This window comes from Streptomyces vietnamensis, assembly GCF_000830005.1.
Taxonomy (GTDB): Bacteria; Actinomycetota; Actinomycetes; order Streptomycetales; family Streptomycetaceae; genus Streptomyces; species Streptomyces vietnamensis.
Genome location: NZ_CP010407.1, coordinates 48,004 through 68,206 on the forward strand (window position 1 = coordinate 48,004; position 20,203 = coordinate 68,206).

A 20,203-nucleotide genomic window follows, 5' to 3' on the forward strand; every position below is an offset into this window, starting at 1 on the left:
CGGTTGCTCGCCGATGTCGACGGGAGTGGGGCGCTCGCCTTCGCGGAGGTCGTCACCGCCACCCCTCTCGACACCCCGGCGCCCGACGGCGCCGCACTCGTCACGACCAGCGCGCCCCGCGCCCCGGAGTCGCGCCGGAGCCGCCGGCCGGGGATCGCGGCGGTCCTCGCCCCTTCCTCCCGCGCAAGGGCCGGGGGAACGGGGATCCGAGGGGCTGACCTGGGCGAAAACCCGCTCTACGATCATGCCCATGTCGACACCCATCTCCTCCCTCCCGGTGCTCCGAGGCCGGGGCGGGGCCGTCCTGTCCGCCGAGGACATCGGACTGGTCCTCGACCTCCCGCGCGAGCAGGTCACCTTCACCCCCGACGGGCTGGGCCGGATACGCGCCGAGGGGGGCTCGGTCCTGATCGAGCTGCGGGCGAAGGCCGGGACGACACCGCGCGTCCACCGCATCGACGACGTGGACGAGGTGGCGGCGACCGCCTTCGCCGACGGGGTCAACGCGATCCTGGCGAACCGGACGGACAGCGACGACGTCGACGGGGCCCCGTTCGCCGTGGTCCGCTCGCTCGCCCCCACCTGGCGGACGAGGTTCCACCGCCGGATCCTGCGGGGCGCGCTGTGGCACCTACTGGCGCTCGTCGTCCTCTGCGTGGTGGCCGGCGCGCTGGACAAGTGGGACGTGGTCATCCTCACGATCCCGGTCGGCGGCCTGGCCTGGCTGGGCCTGTGGATCGGCCTGTACGGGGTGATCCGCGCACGACGGGAACGGTGGCTGTACCGACACGGCGTCATGGTGACCGCCACCCGGGCCACGATGACCCGCGGCGGATACGTCTACCCGGACGCGACCGGCACGTACCGCGGCTTCCTGCACGGCGAGGCCGGTCCCGCGATCACCGTGGCCCACCCGCCGGAGGACCCGGCGGACGTGCTGGTTCCGGTGGCCCCCTTCACACACCTGGTGGACACCTACGCCGGCGCCTTCCTGGTCGTCTGCGGCGGCCTCCTGGCCCTCATCCACGTCGTGATGGCGGTGGTCTTCCTCCTCGACGGCTAACCAGCTCGTGCATGGCTATTGAGGCTCGACTCGTGGTGTCGTAGGGGCTGACGGCTGGTCGTCCTCTGCGGTACCACCGGGGATGCGATATCCACAAGGAGGCGGTCTGACCGCCGAACGACAGCAGTTCCGCGAAGGGTTACGGCTCCAGGCGGCGGAACGATTTGCCCTGGGCGAGGCCAGCCCGGCGATCGCCAAGGACCTGCGGGTCAGTGTCCGGTCGGTGCAGCGGTGGCGGACGTGGAGCGACGGTGGTCCGCGGGCTCTGCGGTCGCAGGGGCCTGCGTCACTACCGCGACTGAGTCACAGGCAGTTCGCACAGCTGGAGGCGGAGTTGACCAAGGGGCCGGCCGCGCACGGCTGGGAGGACCAGCGGTGGACCCTGAGTCGTGTGAAGACGGTGATCGGCCGGCGCTTCCACCTGACCTACACGGTCCAGGGCGTGCGCAAGCTCCTGGTCCGCAACGGCTGGTCCTGCCAGATGCCGGTCCGACGCGCCATGGAGCGGGACGACGACGCGGTGGCCGGATGGGTGAAGGAGGTGTGGCCCTGCGCGGAAGGCTCGCGGCGGCCCGTGGAGCCTGGCTGGCCTTCGAAGACGAAGCCGGATTCTCCATGACGCCGCCGCAGGCGAAGACCTGATCGTCAAGGCCATCCTCACGCTGGAGCGGCAGCGCTGAAGATCCTTAGTGAGCCTCTTTCGTCCTCTGCTGGAGGGTGAAACGGGCTGGCCGACGGGTGTGGTGAGGAGGCAGGGCATCTTGTCGTCGGCGTAGTGGTCCACTCATCACACCGGTCGCCCGAAGGAGCCCACTGCAGCCAATTTTGTGCGCGCAGAGAACACTTGGAAGGCGCTACCAGACAAGCATCGTTTGTACGGACCCGTAACTTCTATGCGCAAGGGACCTGTCTGCAACTGACGGTCCCGCGCGCTGTATCAAGGGAGTGAGCCATGAGTTCTCAGGTGAAGGCATTCGGGTTCGGCATGCCGTGGGAGTCGTTGTACGGGTACAGTCAGGCCACTCAGATCGGTGACACGGTTTATGTGTCGGGGCAGCTGTCTCATGACCGTCACGGCAACTTCGTGGGTGCCGACGACTTTGAACTGCAGGTCCGCACCACGCTGGAGAACCTGGACCTGGTGCTGAGGCAGTTCGGGGCCGAGCGTAGCCAGATAGTGGAGACCACGGTTCTGGTGAGGAAGCTGCGGGAGAACTTCGACACGACAGCACGCCTCCACGCCGAGTACTTCGGGGAGCACCGGCCCGCCAGCACGGTCATGGGCGTTTCCGACTTGGCACTGCCGGACCAACTCGTGGAGATCGGCGCGCTCGTGCGTCTCGATGTGAAGCCATAGGTGAGGAGGCCGGCCTGATTCCTTCGGCCTCTTTCATCCTGAATAGTTGCAGGTCAGCAGCGTGTGGACAGCTTGGACGATCGTGCTGATGCGGCGGGTGGAGCATCTGGCTCGCCGTAGTAGCCGCCAGGACTTCAACTGCGCGAAGGCCCGTTCGCCAGGCGCCCTCAGCCGGGCGTGGTCGCGGTTGAACTGCTGGTAAAGCGAGGGCTGTTCTCGGTGGCGGTAGTACGGGGTCCGGAAGGTGGCGCCGGCGCCCTGGTAGGCGCGGTCCGCGAGCACGAGGATCTGCCGGGTGAGACAGACCTGGACGATGCCGTGGGCACGGGCCGCGGTCAGATCGTGGGTGCGGCCCGGTGTTGCCCGGGAGAACCACAGCGGTGTGCCGTCGGGACGGGCGATGACCTGCACGTTCATGCCGTGCTTCTTGTGTTTCTGCGAGTAGTACGGCTCGTCGGCGTGGATCCGGTCGATGGGAATCAGGGTGCCGTCAACGATGACGTGGTCGCCCTCACCGAGGCCGGCGAGGGCTTCGTGGAGGCCGGGCGCCCAGGAGACCAGGATGTCCAGGGTCTCGTCAACGTACCGCCAGGCCGTGGCCTGGGATATCCCGAAACCCACTCCGAGCTGGGAGAACGTCTCGTTCTTCCGCAGGTGGACGAGAGTGAGCAACGCCTGCTGGAAGCAGCCGAGCTTGCGCCGGCGGGTGTTGCGGGCCAGGCGATGCTCGTACAGCAGCCAGGCAACATGCTCGACGAGCTCATGCGGGACGTCGAGCATGGCAGGATACGGAACCAACAGGGCCCCTTCGGTCGCCGGTGTGATGAGTGGAATCACCACGCCGACGACGAGGGGCCCTGCCTCGTCACCAGCCCTGCTGACCAGCCCATTTCATCCTCCAGCACAGGATGAAAGAGGTTCAGTGAGCGCTTCGTCCGGCGATAACCGCCCCATGAAGCGCTCACGCGGAACCGAAACCCCTGGGGTCAGTCCTGATCTTGGCTGTACTGGGCCGCGTACCAACTGGAGTCGATGGCGGGGTTGCGCAGCGCCCCCCAGAATCGGTCGTCAGGTATCGGTGGCAGGGGCTGATTGCCCAGGTCCGCATGCAGATCCGCACGCCAGTCGAGAGTGAAGTGACTCCGGGTCTCCGCGCTCTCGCACACGGACCTGTACGGGGACCCCCAGATCCCGAGGGCTATTTTCTCCGCGGCCCACCTGCGCGTGTGGTCTCGGCCGGTGTCGGCCTGTGCGAGCACCGCGCGGAGTCGCAAGGCGAGCGGGCCGGTCTGGTCCGGCTGCGGCGGGGCCACACCGCACTCCCACGCGTCCAGGGCTGTCTTGACCTCCGGGTAGTTGTTCAGGCCCGTTTCGACCGCCAGTCTGCGCAGCTGCTTCCGCGCGGCGTCGACCACCTGCTCATACGGCAGGACTGCGATCAGCGCACCGAGTTCCCCATGCCCGTCCAGGTGGCTCACGTGGAGGAGGTCGGTGGGACTGTAGGACAGGTTCAGCTCTGGCAGCTGCTCATCCGGTGCGGGAAGGGGCTCGTCGGCACTGTACTGCGGCCTGGCAGGCGGACGCCCCTCCCAGAACAGCCGGCCGTTGAAGGTGACGACACCGGCGTCCTGGCCGCGCTCAAGCGTGCCGGCCAGTTCGGCCAGATACTCACCCAGCGAGCCGGCCTGCCCGAAACTGGTACCGGTCTCGTCGAAGAACCGTCCGATCGCACCGAAGGAGTCCCGCCCGGTACGGCAATCCATCAGAAGACCGTCCGACGTCGCGTCGTAAGAACCGAACTTCACGTAATCGTGAAGCCAGTAGTCCTCGGTCTCCCCGTCGAGGCCCTGGTCGATGCCGCGCATGAACCCGGTGTTCCCAAGGATTCCGCTCACTCCGAGCAGCCGGTCGCCCGTGCTGAAGCGGAAAGCCTCAGGTCCCTCCAGCGCCCCGTTGTGCCGGAGGAGTGAAGCGACCAGGTCCGGAGGAAAGATGACCCCCAGTTCCCGTTGCGCTGCTGCGATCTCTTCGTCGCCTGCGGGCGGCCGAAGCGTGGCAAACGTGCGGGGCGCGTGCTCGCGCAGCCACGCGTCGATGCGAGTCCATGAGTCCTGGACCAGGTCTGATGTCATAGGGCCGACCTTAGAACCAGCGGCTGACAACAGCTTGATCGTCGCTCACCGGCCTTGCCGCCGGGTTGGCGTTCAGGCCGGCAAGCTTCGAGCGGCCCCTTGTCCCGGCTCACCAAGCTGCTGGCACCGGACGCTGCAGCCGCCCACTCGACACTGAAGCGCTCAGTCGCAATCACCCGATCGGTGGCCAACCCGAAGAAGCCCACTGAACGAGATCATGGAATTCGGCATCCTGTTCAAGGTGCGCCGGGGCCTCTACCAGTTCAACCCGCCCTACTCGTCCCGTGCAGCGGAGTTCGTCCCGGGCACGGAGCTGGTTGAGGCCCAGTACGTGAGGGTTGACCGGGACAAGGCGATCGTGAACATCCGCAAGGATGAGAGCCTGCCGGACCTGGTGCGGGTTCCCGTTGCTGGAGCACATGCGCGAGGCAATCGAGGAACTGCGCAAACAGAGGTCCGCAGAACGAGCTGCGCGCCGGCTGGCCCGTGCGCAGCGACAGGAGAAGGGAACAGCAGCGTGAGCACCTTGAAGTGGGCGGCGACGAACGCCGACAGCCTGCTCGCCGACCTGGACCTGCCCCCGGCCGCCTACCGCGCGTTCCTCAAGCTCCGTGGGCGCAGCGAGCCGGGCGGGCAGATCGCCACGGACCAGGCCACCCTGGCGACGCTGCTCGGACTGAGCCGTCCCAGCGTGAACGCCGCCCTGAGAAGCTTGGAGCTGGCCCGACTGGTCAAGAAGGTTCGTCATGGTGTCTACCAGCTCAACCCGATGCTCGCCGGCTACGCCTACCCCGAGGACGCCGAGGCCGACGAGGACGCCGAGGCCGACGAGGCCGACGAGGCCGACGAGGCCGACGTCAGGGCGATGCCCAGGGCCGACCGCCTGGACGACAAAGACCATGTGGCGAACTACCACAAGGCCGTCGCCGTCTACCAGGACCAGCTCGCCCAGCAGCGCAAGAAGCGTGCCGCCCTCGCCGCCGCCAAGAAGGCCGCCAACGGTAAGCGCCGCGGCACGCTGCATGCCGTCGGCTGATCCAGCCGTCCATCTGGGCGATACGTGGCGACTTACGGCGCCGCGCCAGGGTGCGGCGCCGTTCGCATGCTCGAGACGTGCCCGGTTCCCCGGAGGGGAAAGGCGCAGGCCACCGTCCCGCTTGGTGACGCTGCTGCCACGGAGGTGGTGACAGTAGCGTCACCGAACTGCGTGATCGGTCAGCAAGGGTTGACCGTGCGGCATGAGCAGCAGACAGGGGCCTCCGCGCAGCAAGGGCACGCTGCTCATTCACCCCCTGCTGGCCGGCTACGAGTCGCTCGCCCACATGACCGACCGCCTCGAGGCCCCGGACACCCACGTGTGGCCCATCGACTTCCCTGTCGGCGACATCCGCCCGCCCCGCGTACGCGACGGGCGCACCGGCACCGGCTTCGACCCCGACCCGGATGGCGGCGAGGACGCGCCCGCCCCCGAGGCCCGGCCCGTCCTTCGGCTAGCCGGCTGAACCGCAGCCCCCGTATCGCGCATCACCACGGCGCCCCCGAGAGGGAGGGGCGCCGTCGCCGTTCCCGGCCGGGGCGCTCCCGAACCGGTAGTACCGGGTGAAGTTGCCCGTCGGCTACGACGCTGGTGATCATTCGACTGTCAGCAAGAAGATCACTGTGGCCAGGCCGATGATGAGCGCGCACAGGACGGCCGCGATGAACAGCGTGCCGGCGACACGGGCACTCAGCGCACCCCAGAACTCTGCCCGCCGACCGTCGGGAGTGTCAGTGCGCCAGTCTGACGGGATGTCGACGTGTCCGTCGGCGATGACCGAGGCGGCCCTGCGTACGTCCCCTGGGTGGAAGTAATAGAAGGTCGGCTCCGCCCCCCACGTGCCCCGGCTCGCCCCGCCGGAGCTGCGGACGCGGACATCCGTACGATGGGCCACGCCCGGGAGCCAGTCCTTACGCACTGGCCACAGCTTCGCGACTTCGTCGCTGCTGAGCCAGGGCTCCTCCTCGTGCGCCGGCTCTGGTGTTCCCGGATCCGGTGTGTTCGGCATGCCTCCCCCTCGATGCGGCAGACCTCCAGTACACATTCGCTGCACTGCATGCCGATAGGGGGCCTACGGCACGGCGCGATGCGGGGCAGGACCGGTCCCTTCCGGGCTGTCAGGTATACGCGTGACGCGGGCACTCCGCTGGAAGGATGCAGACCTGCTGCCGGTCGGTGAAGAGGTCGCACGACCGGTGGCATCGACTGGCCGGTGTCGGTCGACTCGACGATCGTGCGAGCCCATCAGCACGTCATGGAGGGCTTCCGAGGGCACCTCGGATCGGTCACCATGGAGGTCCATCGGCGACCCGAGGGTGGGGGTGAGCGAGGGTGGGAACGTTCTGGACGGGCAACGGAGCAGGCCGGAGCAGGTCGGAGCAGGTCGGACCCGCCCCGTGGTTGGCGCTGGCCTGTCTGGTCGGGCTGTTTCTGGCCTACGTCGTGCTGGCGAACTTCACCGCAGAGCTGCGGGCGGCGCTGTGGGGCGAGCCCGGCACCGTGACCGAAGCCAGCTGCCGGACGTACGACAACACCGTGGCGAATGCGGGAACGTCGACGTCCTGCTCGGGCGTCTTCAGCCCGGACGGCGGCGGCTCGTCGTTCGACGTCCCCGTCGAGGGCGACATCGATGCGCAACCGGTCCGTGCGTGGCTGGTGGACGGTGCGTCCGGTACCGCGTACGTCTCGCCGACGGTGTGGGCTGGGGTGCTGCCTGTGGGGCTGTCCCTTCTCCTGGCCGGTCTCCCGGCGGCGGTGACGGTGAAGCGCGTGCGCCGCGTCCACGCGCAGAGCCCTGGAGAGCCGCTTCATGGATCAGACACAGAGTCGAGTGCGTGATCGACGACGACGAGTACAGCGAGCAGGTCACCTGGCTCGACATCGACAAGCCGGGCCTCTGGCTGAGCGGGAGCGGGGAGCACACCGGTGCCGTCCGCCAAGAGAGCCTCCAGCTTCGGCTCACCTCTTCCCCAGAGGTTGCAGAGCGCCTCGGCGCGTTCGGCGGCGATGGCGAGGGCGACGAGGTCGTGGTCCTGGTCGGCGCAGTCCGGCTCCGACGGCATAGTGGTTGCTGCACATACCATGCTCATGGGCCTGGGCAATCTGGCTGCCCGTAGTGGGCCAGCACAACCACCCAGGGTCTCTTGCTCTGCCTCTCCCCCGCCCGGATTCGGTTCACCCGGCGGCGGCGTCACAGTCGGCCTGACCTGCAGCCATCCTGTGCAGGAAGCCGTTGGCGGGTAGTCCCAGAAGTCTTGTATGGTTTCTCGCGAATCATCCAGAGGGGTGGAGGGACCGGCCCTACGAAGCCCCGGCAACTCCCCGGTCGACTCGGCGTTCCATGTTCGCGCCGCGCCGTCGGGATCAGTGCCAACTCCGGCCCGCGCCAACGTGGCGCGGGAAAAGATGAGGAGACACGGTGCTCTCTGTGCTGCCTTTCGCCCCGGTTCTGTCCGCCCCGGGCTTTCCGCGTACCCATCTCGTGATCGCCGCGGCATATCGGTCGACCGCTTCGGCCCTTTCCCGCTGATCGTCCCTGCCCTTTTTCTGGCAAGGCCGCCGCGAGCCTCGACTCGCGGACCGAGACTGGAGTACCCCCTTTCATGGACATTTCAGATATTTCTAGTGGCGTTGGCGTCCTCGACAAGGCCGCGGTGATCCTCGGTGCGCTGGCGTCGGGTCCGGCCACTCTGGCCGGGCTGGTCGCCTCCACCGGCTTGGCACGGCCCACTGCGCACCGACTCGCCCTCGCACTCGAACGTCACCGTCTGGTCACCAGGGACCTGCAGGGCCGCTTCGTCCTCGGCCCTCGACTCGGCGAGCTCTCGGCCGCCGCGGGCGAGGACTGCCTGCTGGCCGCCGCCGGCCCGGTCCTCACCTCCCTCCGGAACGCCACCGGCGAGAGCGCGCAGCTCTACCGGCGCCAGGGCGAGATGCGCGTCTGCGTCGCTGCCGCCGAACGCACCTCCGGCCTGCGCGACATCGTGCCGGTGGGGTCCACGCTCCCCATGAAGGTCGGCTCCGCCGCCCAGGTGCTGCTGGCCTGGGAGGAACCCGAGCGCTTCTACGAAGGTCTGCAGGGTGCTCGCTTCACGGCCACCGCCCTCAGCGGCGTACGGCGCCGGGGCTGGGCCCAGTCGATCGGAGAGCGCGAACCCGGCATGGCCTCCGTCTCGGCGCCGGTCCGCGACTCGTCCCACCGTGTCGTCGCCGCCGTCACGGTCACCGGCCCGATCCAACGCCTCACCCGACACCCCGGCGCCCGGCTCGCGAAGGCCGCCGTCGACGCGGCCGACCGCCTCACCGAAGCCGTCTCCCACCCCTGACCCCGGCAGCACCACGTGGGGTTCTGGCTCTCCCCCGGCCGGCGTGTTCAGACTTCCTCGACCGGAATTCCTCGACGGCGCTCCCTGAGCCGTGTATGCCGCACCGAGGAACACCGCATCACTGAGCTGTTTTCATCCTGAATAGCTGCAGGTCACCAGGGTGTGGACGGCCTGGACGATGGTGCTGATGCGGCGGGTGGAGCATCTGGCTCGTCGGAGGATTCGCCAGGACTTCAACTGCGCGAAGGCGCGTTCACCCGGAGCCCTCAGCCGGGCATGGTCGCGGTGGAACTGCTGCTGATGCGAGGGCTGTTCGCGGTGACGGTAGTGCGGGGTGCGGACGGTAGCGCCGACGCCCTGGTAGGCCCGGTCCGCGAGAACGAGGACCTGCCGGATCAGGCAGGCCTGGACGACGGCTATGGGCGCGGGCCGCGGTCAGGCCGTGGGTGCGGCCTGGTGTCGCGCGGGAGAACCACAGCGGTGTGCCGTCGGGACGGGCGATGACCTGCACGTTCATGCCGTGCTTGCGGTGCTTTTGCGAGTAGTACGGTTCGTCGGCGGCGATGCGGTCGGTGGGGATCGGGGCGGCCGTCCACGATGACGAAGTCGTCCTCGCCCAGCCCGGTCAGGGCCTCGTGCAGGCCCGGCGCCCACGACGCGAAGACGTCCAGGGTCTCGTCGACGTACCGCCAGGCAGTGGCTGTCGAGACGCCGAAGCCGGCCGCCAGGGCGGGCAGCGGCTCGTTCTTGCGCAGGTGCACCAGCGCGAGCTACGCCTGGTCGAAGCAGCCGAGCTTACGCCAACGTGTGTTGCGAGCCCGGCGATGCTCGTACAACAACCAGGCGACATGCTCAACGAGCTCATGCGGGACGTCGCGCATGGCTCGATACGGAACCAACAGGGCAGTGATGATGGTGCCGCGGTTCACCGCCGGTCTGACCCTCAACAGGGCTGACACCCAAAAGGGTTGTCGTGTAGAGGATCTGCCGGCTCGTTGTGGTGGTCCACGATGCACACGGTCGGACAAGCGTTTCGTGATCTGATAAGAGCTTGGGCCAACGAGCTCGTGCACGGTAAGCGGTGAGACGTCGAGTTCTGGATCGTCGATCATGGCTGCGTGGTGGGGAATGAGGCGCGCGCAGCGATCATCAGCAACCGGAGGATCACGGACCTGTCTGCTGCTGTGATCCCTGAACTTGTGGCCGAAGTAGGGCCGTTATGGCATGAACGGCACCAGGCCCGGCTTGCCTCTCGGCTGCGGAAGCGTGCTGTGGGAGCCGGCGCGAGGCACCGGCTGGTGTTCGTCGACCGGCTCCTGGCCACTCTCGTGCATCTTCGCCATGGGGTTACTCGTGACGTGCCGGCCTGCTGGTTCGGCGTGAACCGCTCCACCATCACCCGGGTCATCGGCTAGGTGCGGCCCCGGCTCGCGGAACGCGGATGCACCATCAGCCCCGACGTGCGACTCCGGACCCTTGCCGACGTTGTGGACCGTCTCGGCGCGGCCGGGAAGACCGGCATCATCGACGGCACCGAGATCCGTGTCCGCCGCCCGGCCGTCGGCCGCAGGGACCGGGACAGGTTCATCTCCGGCAAGAACAAGCAGAACGCCGTCAAATCCATGGTGGTCACGGACGGCGAAGGCCGCGTCCTGTGGTGCAGCCCGGCCGGTCCGGCAAGCTGCGCGGACATCGCCCACGCCCGTCAATGAGGACTGGTCAAACTCCTGACCGACGGTCCAGCAGTCGAGATCCTCGCCGACCCCGGCTATCAAGGACTCGGAGCACAGACCGGCGGACGCGTCGTGACGCCGCCCCACCACAAGTTCAAGAAGAATGCCCCGGACTGGTACGAGGAGATGTACGAGCGGCAGCGCAAGGCACACTCTTCGCGCCGTATCCGGGTCGAGCACGGCATCGCACACCTGAAGAACCGGCGGGCCCTGGCCCGGCGCCTCGGCCGCCGCGAGCACATGAGCGACACCGTCCAGGCCGTCGCCGGCCTGCTGTCGCACCAGCAGGCCGTAGACCTGAGCTCGAAACGTCAGAGGTAAACACAGACCACCCCGAGGTTCTCGACGTCCCACCGCTAACCGTGCACGAGCTCGTTAGGGCCAGACGCTTGGCTCGCGGGAGGCGGGGGAGGCGGTCGTCGCATAGCGTCGACGCAGGCGCGTACGGATGGACACGCCGACGGACACGAGTCCGCACCCGTGTGCGGACGGGCCGGCGGGCGGACAGGCCGGCGGGCGTGTCGAGCGGCGACCGGTCGGTCGGGCCCGCCCACGTACCGCCACGCGGCGGACGTTCGGGCCCGCGTCGGCAAAGACCCCGAGGTGAGGAGGAAGACCGGTGGACCAGACCCTGCCGGAGCGCGCGTCCACAGTGGCGCTGCGCGTCAACGGAACGGACTGCTCGCTCGCCCTCGACCACCGCACGACCCTGCTTGACGCGCTGCGCGACCACCTCGACCTCACCGGAACCAAGAAGGGCTGCGACCACGGACAGTGCGGTGCCTGCACCGTCCTCCTCGACGGCCGGCGCGTGAACAGCTGTCTGCTGTTCGCCGTCGCGTGCGCTGGCCGTTCCGTCACCACCGTCGAGGGCCTCACGGACGGCGAGCGCCTCCATCCGGTCCAGGAGGCGTTCGTCGCCCGGGACGCCCTGCAGTGCGGCTACTGCACACCGGGCCAGATCTGCTCGGCCGTGGCCCTGCTGGACGAGGCAGCGCGCGGCGAACCCTCGCACGTGACACCGCCGGAACGACTGCCGGGTGAGCCCGTCGCCCTCACACCGGACGAGATCCGGGAACGCATGAGCGGGAACATCTGCCGCTGCGGCGCCTACCCGAACATCGTGGCCGCGATCCAGGAGGTCGCACGGTGAAGCCCTTCGCGTACGTGCGCCCCGAACGCGCCGAGGAGGCCATCGCGCTCCTCGCGGCCCACCCCGGCGCCCGCTTCCTGGCAGGCGGCACCAACCTCGTGGACCTGATGAAACTGGGCGTCATCGGCCCGCCGCTGCTCGTCGACCTCGGCGCCCTGCCCCTCGACGGCGTCGCGGAGACCCCCGACGGCGGCCTGCTGATCGGGGCGACCGCGCGCAACAGCGACGTCGCCGCCCACCCCGACGTGCGCACCCGCTACCCCGTGCTGTCCCAGGCCCTGCTGGCCGGCGCCTCGCCCCAGCTCCGCAACGCGGCCACCACCGGAGGCAACCTCCTCCAGCGCACCCGCTGCCCCTACTTCCAGGACACGTCCACTCCGTGCAACAAGCGTCTGCCCGGTTCCGGCTGCCCTGCCCGGGAGGGCGTCCACCGGGACCTCGCAGTCCTCGGCCACTCCACCCACTGTGTCGCCACGCACCCCTCGGACATGGCCGTCGCCCTCGCCGCCCTCGACGCAGAGGTCCGGCTGCGCGGGGCGGACGGCGAGCGGACGGTGCCCGTCGCCGCCTTCCACCGGCTGCCCGGCGACCGCCCGGACCTGGACACCGTCGTCGCGCCCGGCGAACTCATCACGGGCGTGACGCTCCCCCCGCCGCCGCCCGGCGCGCTCAGCGCCTACCGCAAGGCACGCGACCGCGCCTCGTACGCCTTCGCGCTCGTCTCCGTCGCCCTCGTCCTGACCGTCGAGGACGGCCGGGTGGGGCACGCCGCCCTCGCTTTCGGCGGTCTCGCCCACAAGCCCTGGCGGGCGCAGGCGGCGGAGGAGGTGTTGCGGGGCGCGCCGGCCACCGCCGAGACCTTCCGGCGGGCCGCCGATGCCGAACTCGCCGCCGCCGAGCCCCTCCGCGACAACGGCTTCAAGGTGCCGCTGGCCCGCAACCTCGCCGTGAGCCTCTTGGGTGACCTCGCGTCCCGCGCCGCCGCGGCCGCCCCGTGACAACCATGACGCGCCCGCACCCGTCTGCCACGCCCCCTGACGTCCTGCCCGGCGTCGCCCCGCCCGCCCGGCATCCGTCCGCCCGCCGAACGTCCGACCGCCCACACCCCGTCGTACGCCGACCGGAGGAGGCACCACGCCATGACCCGTCATGAACCCGCGACCGCGCAGCCTTCGACGGCCGTCAGGCGTGACGCCCGCCAGAAGGTGACGGGCGAGGCCCGTTACGCCGTCGACCGGACGCCGCCCGGCTGCCTCCACGCCTGCCCGGTGCCCGCCGCCGTCGCCCGCGGGCGGGTCACCGCCGTCCACGCCGACGAGATCCTGCAGCGCCCCGGCGTGCACGCCGTCCTCACCCACGAGAACGCCCCGCGCCTCGGCGACGCCGACGACCCGACGCTCGCGCTGCTCCAGGAGGACCGGGTCCCCCACCGGGGCTGGTTCGTCGCCGTCGTGGTCGCCGACACGCCCGAGAACGCCCGCGCCGCCGCTGACGTACTGCGGATCGACTACGCGCCGAGCGAGCACGACGTCCGGCTGAGCGCCGACCACCCGCGTCTCTATACGCCCGAGAAGGCCAACGGCGGCCATCCGGCCGTACGCGAGCGGGGCGACTTCGACACCGCCTTCGCCGCGTCCCCGGTCCGCATCGACGCCACCTACACCATGGGCGCCCTGCACAACCACCCGATGGAACCGCACGCCGCCACTGCCTGGTGGGACGACGACGGCCTGACCGTGTACGACTCCAGCCAGGGCGCGACGACCGTACGGGACGTCCTCGCGCGCCTGTTCCGGCTGCCCCAGCAGAAGGTCACCGTCGTCTCCGCCTACGTGGGCGGCGGCTTCGGCTCCAAGGGCACCCCCCGGCCGCCGGCCGTCCTCGCGGCGATGGCTGCCCGGCACACCGGCCGGCCCGTCCGGCTCGCCCTGCCCCGCCGCTACCTGCCCGCCACCGTGGGGCACCGCGCGCCCACCATCCAGCGCGTCCGCATCGGCGCCGCCGCCGACGGAACGATCGCGGCCCTCGCCCACGACGTGGTCACCCAGACGTCCACGGTGAAGGAGTTCGTCGAACAGGCCGCCGTCCCGGCCCGTACCATGTACACCTCTCCTCACAGCCGCACCACCCACCGGGTGGTCGCCCTGGACGTGCCCACCCCGTCGTGGATGCGCGCCCCCGGCGAGGCGTCCGGGATGTACGCCCTCGAAGCGGCCATGGACGAACTCGCCGAGACGGTCGGCGTCGACCCGGTGGAGCTCCGGCTGCGCAACGAACCCGACACCGAGCCCGACAGCGGCAAACCGTTCAGCAGCCGGGGCCTCGCCGCCTGCCTGCGGGACGGCGCGCGCCGGTTCGGCTGGGCGGACCGGGACCCGCGCCCCGGCGTCCGACGGGACGGGGACGTGCTGGCCGGTACGGGTGTCGCCGCCGCCACCTACCCCGTACTCCTGAGCCCGTGCCGCGCCTCCGCCCACGCCGCCCCGGACGGCCGCTTCGTCGTCCGCGTCGACGCCACCGACATCGGCACCGGGGCGCGGACCGTCCTCGCCCAGATCGCCGCCGAGGCCCTCGGCGCCCCGCTCGACTCCGTACGCGTCGAACTCGGCAGCAGTCGACTGCCCGACGCTCCCGTCGCCGGCGGTTCCTCCGGGACCGCGTCCTGGGGCTGGGCCGTGCACAAGGCCTGTGCCACGCTGCGCGCGACCCTGGCCGCCGACCCCGGCCGTCCGCTGCCGCCCGAGGGCATCACGGTCGAGGCGGACACGCAGGAGGAAGCGGGGCGGACGTCCCCCTACGCCCGCCACGCCTTCGGCGCCCACTTCGCGGAGGTCCGCGTCGACACCGTCACCGGCGAGGTCCGGGTGAGCCGGCTGCTCGGCGTCTACGCCGTGGGCCGGGTCCTCAACGCGCGCACCGCCCGCTCCCAGTTCATCGGCGGCATGACGATGGGGCTCGGGATGGCGCTCACCGAACACAGCACCATGGACCTCGTCTTCGGCGACTTCCGCGAACGCGACCTGGCCTCTTACCACGTCCCTGCCTGCGCCGACGTACCGGACATCGAGGCACACTGGGTGGACGAGCACGACCCCCACCTCAACCCGATGGGCAGCAAGGGCATCGGAGAGATCGGCATCGTCGGCACGGCGGCGGCGATCGCCAACGCCGTCCACCACGCATGCGGCGTCCGCCTCCGAGACCTCCCCCTGACCCCCGACCGCCTCCTCCCTCTGCTCACCGCCCGGGCGCCCACCCCCTAGAGCTTGTCGTCAAAGTGATCTTGGTTGTGGATCATGGAGGGGTGATACGCCGCCATGAACTGTCCGATGCCGAGTGGGAACTCATACGGCCGCTGTTGCCCCGGCCTGTGCTGGGGCGGCCTCGGCTGGACGACCGCACAGTCCTCAACGGGATCGTGTGGAAGTTCCGGACCGGGATCGCCTGGCGGGATGTGCCCGAGCGGTACGGCTCTTGGACCAGCCTTCACACCCGTTTCCACAGGTGGGCGGCGGACGGCACGTTCGATCGGATGCTCCAGGCCGCGCAGGCGAAGGCTGATGCGGCAGGAGACATCGAGTGGCTGGTGTCGGTCGACTCCACCATTATCCGCCGTTGTCCACGCCCACCAGCAGGCGGCCGGTGCCCGAAAAGGGGGCGCCGAAGCCCGGCCCTGGGCCGGCCCAAAGGCGGACTGACCAGCAGGACCCACCTCGCCTGCCACGGGACCGGCCGCCCTCTCGCCTTCGTCCTGACCGGCGGAAACACCAACGACTGCACACAGTTCACCACCGTGATGGACGCGATACGGGTCCCCCGGATCGGGCCGGGCCGACCTCTCATCAGGCCCGACCACGTGATCGACGACAAGGGCTACAGCTCGAAGGCCATCCGCACCTGGCTCAGGGGCCGCGGCATCGCCCACACCATTCCCGAGCGGGCCGACCAGATCCGAAACCGGGTACGGCGAGGCCGTCTCGGCGGCCGCTCGCCGGCCTTCGACCCCGAGACCTACCGGCGCCGCAACATCTCTGACAAACGGCCAGTGTGCCCGACTTGAGCCGCTGCTGCTGCCGCGGGGCATCAAGCCGGGTCGTCCGCAGGTGTGGACGCGGCGGCAGCCCCCGCACCTGTGGTTCGCCCCCCTGTGAGAGGAACGATGCGATGCTCGGCTACTGCCTGGCGGTCCTCCGCCGACTGGCCCTGCCCGCGCTGGCGACCGGCACGGTGTTCGCGGCAGCCATGACCGCCGCGCTGGTCCTGGGCGACGGCACACCGTGGAGCGGGGCCGCTCCCCAGGCCCTGGCCGCGGGCGCGGCGGTCGCCCTCGCCTTCGCCGCCGTACTGACCATCACCACAGCGGTGGGCGCCGCCCGCACGGCTCGCCGGTACGGGCTCACGCTCGGCCCCGAAGCCGTGGCCCTGCCCTCCGTCCGCGAAGTGCGGGTGCCCGCCATCGAGGGCAGAACCGCCTTCCAGCTGACGGACAGCGTGCGGCACGTGGTCGAGAAGGACCCCGTCCTGCGGGTGGACGAGGTCACCGCGTTCGGGCACGGCATCCTGGACCTGACCCTGCGCGGACCGTCGGACACGACGGTCTTCGTGCGTGTCCGCGTCACGACCGGACCAAAGAAGACGGCCGCCGTCGTGGAGGCGCGTCCGGCGACCACGCACAAGCAGCTCGACGCGGCGGGCTGCTGGGCCGTCGCCCGCGTCGTCGAGGAGCGCGTGGCGCAGGCTCTACGCGCTGAGACCGGGGACAGCGCCCTCTGACGCCGCCACGCCTGCAGAAGACTCGCCCCGGGCTTGCCGGCCCCAGGGAGTCTTCATGCTCCGCCGGCGCTGTGGGGCACAGGGCGGCCGCCGTGGTCAAAGCGGTGTGGGCTTGAGACGTGGCCACGTGCTGGTCACAGCCATTCGATGATGGCTGCGACCAGCACAGTCGTCTCGTAGCGGACCGCGAGTTTGTCGCACCGGGTGGCGACGGCACGGTTCCTCTTGAGGCGGTTGATCCCGCACTCGACCGCATAGCGCTCGACGGTAGTCGACCGGGCCGAAATGCGGAGGCCGGCCGCCGCGGGAGCCGAGCTTTCGGCGGTTGCGCGCCTGGTCGGCCTTGTCCGGGATCGTGCAGCGGATCCCTCGCCGACGCAGGTAGACGCGGTTCTTCCGGGAGGCGTACGCCTTGCCGGCCCGCATGCGATCGGGACGGACGCGGGGCGAGCAGGTCGATGATCGTGCTGGTGTATGCGTGAGCGGTGGACTCGCTGATCCCGAGACCGGCAGCGATCTTCGCCAGGGTGGTGTGTTCGCGCAGGTACACCAGTGGCACCATCGCGCGCTGGGACGGACGGAGCTTGCACCGCCGGTCGCCCTCGCGGATGACGATGAGCTTGGTGACCCGCTCCACGAGTGCATGGGGCAGGTGGACTGCGGCAGGATGGACGACCAACGAGGCCCCCGAGCAACGTGATGGAGACTTCACACGTCTCGATCAACAACCCGGGGGCCTCGCTCATTGCGCGTGACGGCCCCCTACCCGGGTCTGCCGCACGATCGGTGGCCGACTCGAAGGAGCTCGATGAGAACCAAGTCGGCCAGGTAGCCGGGGAGCCCGGTAGCCCGGTAAACAGGCATACGAAGCTCCTGGCCAGCGGTGGATCTTGGTCAAGACCCGTCTACGACGCCTGACCAGGGTGGTCAGAGGCGGAAGGGATTGGCTCCGACACCGGCCAGGAGGTACCAGGCGGTGGCGCCGGTGTGGCGGGAGGCGTAGTAGAGGTCGCCCTGGCCGGTGTCGAGGCCGTCGTCGGAGGCGGCGACGATCGCCCGGCCGTCGTTGTTGGGGGCCGAGGTCTGGGCGTTCTCCAGGGTCTTCTGGAGGACAGCGGCGCTGGCCGCATCGCCGGTCTTGTTGCGGACGTGGTAGGCGGCCAGGAGGTGAGCGGTGCCTTCGAACCAGACCTTGGTGGTGTCCATGGCGCCGAAGCTGACACCCTTGAACAGCTTTTCATTGGTGCCGGGGTCCACCGGGCCGTCCGTGGCGGCCATGCGTCCCGCCGCCCAGTCGACGGTGCGCTCGTAGGCGGGGTCGAGGGTGGCCAGGTAGCTCCAGGTCTGAACATCTTCGGGCACGGCGTCCTCGTTGGTGGTGACGCCGTCGAGGCCGGTGCCGGTCCACAGGTGGTTGCGGTCGGCGCTCAGCATCGTCTTGACGAAGGCGAACGCGTTGTCCGACCGGGCTTTCCACACCTGATCGCCGGTGAGCTGGTTCAGCATGGAGAAGAACGCACCGACGTCGATGTTGTGCTCGGTGGCCTTCCAGGTCCGCTTGACCATGCCGCTGCCGTCCTCGGCGGTGGAGGTGTCGGCGTATCCGCCGATGTACCCGCCCGCTCCGCGGTCGTCGGCCGAGTTGGTCTGGATCCAATTCGCGGCCCGCAGCGCTCCGTCGAGGTACCTGCCGTCGCCGGTGGCCTTGTAGAGATGGCAGAACGCCATGCCTGCCCAGGCCATGTTCCCGGTGTAGACCGACCAGCCGCCGATGTAGGGCGTGCCGGCCGGGTAGTCGCGGCCGAGCGTGGTGATGAACGGATTGGGCAGGTACGAAGCCCGGATCCGGCCGTCGTTCTCGGGGTCGTGGTCCTGGGCGTACAGCAGGCTGTTGCCCAGCCGCACCGCGCGGGTCAGGTCACGACGGGCGCCCTTCGTCAGGGCGATGACGGTGACGGCGTTGTCGTAGGTGAACGACGACTGGTAGCCCTCGGTCCCGAACTTGGTGCCGGGGCCGAAGAAACCGCCGGTGTAGCTGCGGGGGACGCCGATGCCCGTACCGAACTCGTCCTGCGTGTCGGCGATGTAGCTGTAGGCGGCCCGCGTCGACGCCGCCGGAGCGTTCGCCACAGATGTCCCCGGGGTGGGCTGCGCACATTCCGGCGAGGGCGGGAGTGAAGGGTCGTCGGAGCACATGGGCATCGATCTCACGTTCGGGCGCGCCAGGAGCGCCAGCCAGGCGGCCAGCCAGACCCGGTTGACGAACTGCGTCACCAGGCGCCCGGCGTCGTAATAGGTGTACTCGAAATAGAGGTTGTTCGTCTCACTCCGCTGAGCGTAGATGTCGGACATCGTGGCCCAGTTGTTGACGAACACCGCGATGGTGCTGGCGTCCAGCGAATCCCAGGTCCTGAAGGTTTCTATCAGCAGGTCTTCGATGTGGCGGTTTCGGGCTGCCTCCACCAGGGCCACGATGACCACCGTGAGAGGCTCGCCCAGGTTGTCGCTTCGCAGGGAGTCGGGCTGCGTCGCGCCGAGCGTAGCGATCGCCTGCTGGAGACCCGGCCAGCTGATGTTGATGGGCCGACGGTCCGAACTGCCCGGAATCGCTCGGGTGAGCCTGCTGGATCCCATATCCGGATACGATTCGCCGAAATTCAGCGTGGACACCTGCGGGTTGGTGCCGGCCGGGAGAGCGTTGATGTCGTCCGTGGACGAGTTCGGGAACCTGTAGTACCGGTTCTGGGCCGGCAGGTAGTAGCCCTGCACATACGTGTTCGTCCGATTGATGACGAGTCGCACTTCAGGGGCGTAATCGGGGGTGATGTCCCTGAGCGACACGACGACCATGCCGTCGCCGAGTTCACGTGGCTCCGTCTGTGCCGAACTTGCTCCGGTGGTGTGTGCCCCGTCCCTGGCCACTCCGTTCCGGATGTCCTGGATGAGGTTTCTGTAGTTGGAGATGAAATCTTCTTCGACGGCTGAGGCGGGACTGGCCAGGGCCGGGAGGAGGGAGACTCCGAGAACCATCGCGAGAAGGCCACGGATGAATTTGAGGAACATGTGGTGATCTCTTCCGGACATCGGATTTCTCAGCCTTCGTCGTGCACGGGCGGGGCGATCCCCGACCACGGCACGACATAGTCGATCGTGGCTACCGGCGGGCCGTCCGACTCCTTGGCCCCGTCGGCCCAATAGGCCACGGTGTACGCCTTGCCGGGCAGCATCCCGTCGTCACCGGCCGGGATCGCCGCCGAGCCGTGGGAGGTGCACCGTTCGGCAGAACGGCAGACCCAGTCCCAGTCGATGCGGTGGCCGGTATCCAACTGACCCTTCTCGTAGATCCCGATCCAGTCCTTGCTGTTGGCGGGAACCCGGCCGGTGGGAGTGATGTAGGTGACGACCAGTCCGGTATCCAGCGCCTGGAGAACGCCCTTCTCGCGAATGTGCGCGGTGGTCCACAGGGCGTCCACGAGGATGAACTTGTGACCTTGCACGGTCTCGCCGTTCGCTGCAAAGGCTTGCACGCTCAGGGTGGCTGCGGCGGTGACGGCTGCGGTCAGGGCAGCGACAAGAAGGTTGCGCCGGAAGTCTTTCCAGCGGCCGAAGAAACGCGTTCGCGTTCGCATG

At 69.4% G+C, this 20,203-nt stretch carries 18 protein-coding genes, 4 pseudogenes and 1 riboswitch; of the genes and pseudogenes, 15 read left to right on the forward strand and 7 right to left on the reverse strand.

The features are described from left to right. Positions 1-250 precede the first annotated feature (250 nt). The 3 genes and pseudogenes from SVTN_RS00225 to SVTN_RS00235 all read left to right on the forward strand — a co-directional run bounded on the left by SVTN_RS00225 (position 251) and on the right by SVTN_RS00235 (position 2,420). Positions 251-1,063: a hypothetical protein gene (locus SVTN_RS00225; protein WP_041127285.1), complete on the forward strand. Its 813-nt coding sequence runs from the start codon at positions 251-253 to the stop codon at positions 1,061-1,063. A gap of 82 nt (positions 1,064-1,145) precedes the next feature. Beyond that, positions 1,146-1,702, forward strand: a pseudogene (locus SVTN_RS46485) (winged helix-turn-helix domain-containing protein); the annotation flags it as partial. A 313-nt stretch (positions 1,703-2,015) separates the two neighbouring features. After that, complete coding sequence (locus SVTN_RS00235; protein WP_041127287.1) at positions 2,016-2,420, forward strand: RidA family protein; 405 nt, start codon at positions 2,016-2,018, stop codon at positions 2,418-2,420. A 33-nt stretch (positions 2,421-2,453) separates the two neighbouring features. Here the strand turns inward: SVTN_RS00235 and SVTN_RS00240 are convergent, their stop codons facing one another. Beyond that, on the reverse strand, positions 2,454-3,260 hold the full coding sequence (locus SVTN_RS00240; RefSeq protein WP_078908104.1) for a transposase family protein: 807 nt from the start codon (positions 3,258-3,260) through the stop codon (positions 2,454-2,456). 146 nt (positions 3,261-3,406) lie between these two features. Further along, the gene (locus tag SVTN_RS00245) at positions 3,407-4,552 is read right to left on the reverse strand and encodes an SMI1/KNR4 family protein (protein ID WP_041127289.1); all 1,146 of its coding nucleotides are present in this window, start codon (positions 4,550-4,552) and stop codon (positions 3,407-3,409) included. Positions 4,553-5,069: 517 nt separating this feature from the next. On the opposite strand from SVTN_RS00245, the gene SVTN_RS00250 reads away from it, so the two are divergent. Both SVTN_RS00250 and SVTN_RS00255 read left to right on the forward strand, forming a co-directional pair. Next, positions 5,070-5,588, forward strand: coding sequence for a helix-turn-helix domain-containing protein (locus SVTN_RS00250; protein ID WP_041127290.1), 519 nt, complete (start codon positions 5,070-5,072; stop codon positions 5,586-5,588). A 202-nt stretch (positions 5,589-5,790) separates the two neighbouring features. Continuing rightward, entirely contained in the window at positions 5,791-6,054 is a 264-nt protein-coding gene (locus SVTN_RS00255) for a hypothetical protein (protein ID WP_041127291.1), read from the forward strand. 129 nt (positions 6,055-6,183) lie between these two features. Here SVTN_RS00255 and SVTN_RS00260 read toward each other — a convergent pair whose 3' ends face one another. Next, positions 6,184-6,597, reverse strand: a complete 414-nt coding sequence (locus tag SVTN_RS00260; RefSeq protein ID WP_041127292.1) for a hypothetical protein — start codon at positions 6,595-6,597, stop codon at positions 6,184-6,186. 392 nt (positions 6,598-6,989) lie between these two features. Between SVTN_RS00260 and SVTN_RS00265 the strand changes: the two genes are divergently transcribed. From SVTN_RS00265 to SVTN_RS00275, 3 genes are all read left to right on the forward strand, one after another. Then, a complete protein-coding gene (locus SVTN_RS00265) occupies positions 6,990-7,427 on the forward strand; it encodes a hypothetical protein (protein WP_041127293.1) in 438 nt (145 codons plus the stop codon). Further along, the gene (locus tag SVTN_RS00270) at positions 7,424-7,705 is read left to right on the forward strand and encodes a hypothetical protein (protein WP_041127294.1); all 282 of its coding nucleotides are present in this window, start codon (positions 7,424-7,426) and stop codon (positions 7,703-7,705) included. Before SVTN_RS00265 ends, SVTN_RS00270 begins: the two co-directional genes overlap by 4 nt. Before the next feature lie 154 nt (positions 7,706-7,859). Further along, a riboswitch (SAM riboswitch) is annotated at positions 7,860-8,001 on the forward strand. 190 nt (positions 8,002-8,191) lie between these two features. Next, a complete protein-coding gene (locus SVTN_RS00275; protein WP_041127295.1) occupies positions 8,192-8,914 on the forward strand; it encodes an IclR family transcriptional regulator in 723 nt (240 codons plus the stop codon). A gap of 132 nt (positions 8,915-9,046) precedes the next feature. Here SVTN_RS00275 and SVTN_RS41600 read toward each other — a convergent pair. Continuing rightward, positions 9,047-9,795, reverse strand: a pseudogene (locus tag SVTN_RS41600) (transposase family protein). 417 nt (positions 9,796-10,212) lie between these two features. On the opposite strand from SVTN_RS41600, the gene SVTN_RS45205 reads away from it, so the two are divergent. The 7 genes and pseudogenes from SVTN_RS45205 to SVTN_RS00305 all read left to right on the forward strand — a co-directional run bounded on the left by SVTN_RS45205 (position 10,213) and on the right by SVTN_RS00305 (position 16,573). Beyond that, positions 10,213-10,329: a helix-turn-helix domain-containing protein gene (locus SVTN_RS45205; RefSeq protein WP_281192704.1), complete on the forward strand. Its 117-nt coding sequence runs from the start codon at positions 10,213-10,215 to the stop codon at positions 10,327-10,329. Between the two features lie 72 nt (positions 10,330-10,401). Beyond that, positions 10,402-10,968 (forward strand): annotated as a pseudogene (locus tag SVTN_RS46335) (transposase family protein). Positions 10,969-11,266: 298 nt separating this feature from the next. Next, positions 11,267-11,800, forward strand: coding sequence for a 2Fe-2S iron-sulfur cluster-binding protein (locus SVTN_RS00285; RefSeq protein ID WP_041127296.1), 534 nt, complete (start codon positions 11,267-11,269; stop codon positions 11,798-11,800). Further along, complete coding sequence (locus tag SVTN_RS00290; protein WP_041127297.1) at positions 11,797-12,798, forward strand: FAD binding domain-containing protein; 1,002 nt, start codon at positions 11,797-11,799, stop codon at positions 12,796-12,798. Before SVTN_RS00285 ends, SVTN_RS00290 begins: the two co-directional genes overlap by 4 nt. Before the next feature lie 141 nt (positions 12,799-12,939). Then, complete coding sequence (locus SVTN_RS00295) at positions 12,940-15,063, forward strand: xanthine dehydrogenase family protein molybdopterin-binding subunit (RefSeq protein WP_041127298.1); 2,124 nt, start codon at positions 12,940-12,942, stop codon at positions 15,061-15,063. Between the two features lie 41 nt (positions 15,064-15,104). After that, positions 15,105-15,860, forward strand: a complete 756-nt coding sequence (locus tag SVTN_RS00300; protein ID WP_159026393.1) for an IS5 family transposase — start codon at positions 15,105-15,107, stop codon at positions 15,858-15,860. Positions 15,861-15,964: 104 nt separating this feature from the next. Continuing rightward, positions 15,965-16,573, forward strand: coding sequence for a hypothetical protein (locus SVTN_RS00305; protein WP_041127299.1), 609 nt, complete (start codon positions 15,965-15,967; stop codon positions 16,571-16,573). Between the two features lie 439 nt (positions 16,574-17,012). On the opposite strand, the pseudogene SVTN_RS41610 reads toward SVTN_RS00305, so the two are convergent. The 3 genes and pseudogenes from SVTN_RS41610 to SVTN_RS00315 form a co-directional block, all read right to left on the reverse strand. Then, a pseudogene (locus tag SVTN_RS41610) lies at positions 17,013-17,252 on the reverse strand (helix-turn-helix domain-containing protein); the annotation flags it as partial. 248 nt (positions 17,253-17,500) lie between these two features. Beyond that, the gene (locus tag SVTN_RS40810) at positions 17,501-19,636 is read right to left on the reverse strand and encodes a ribosome-inactivating family protein (protein WP_052498801.1); all 2,136 of its coding nucleotides are present in this window, start codon (positions 19,634-19,636) and stop codon (positions 17,501-17,503) included. 29 nt (positions 19,637-19,665) lie between these two features. Beyond that, on the reverse strand, positions 19,666-20,202 hold the full coding sequence (locus tag SVTN_RS00315; protein ID WP_041127300.1) for a hypothetical protein: 537 nt from the start codon (positions 20,200-20,202) through the stop codon (positions 19,666-19,668). Between the last annotated feature and the right edge of the window lies 1 nt (position 20,203).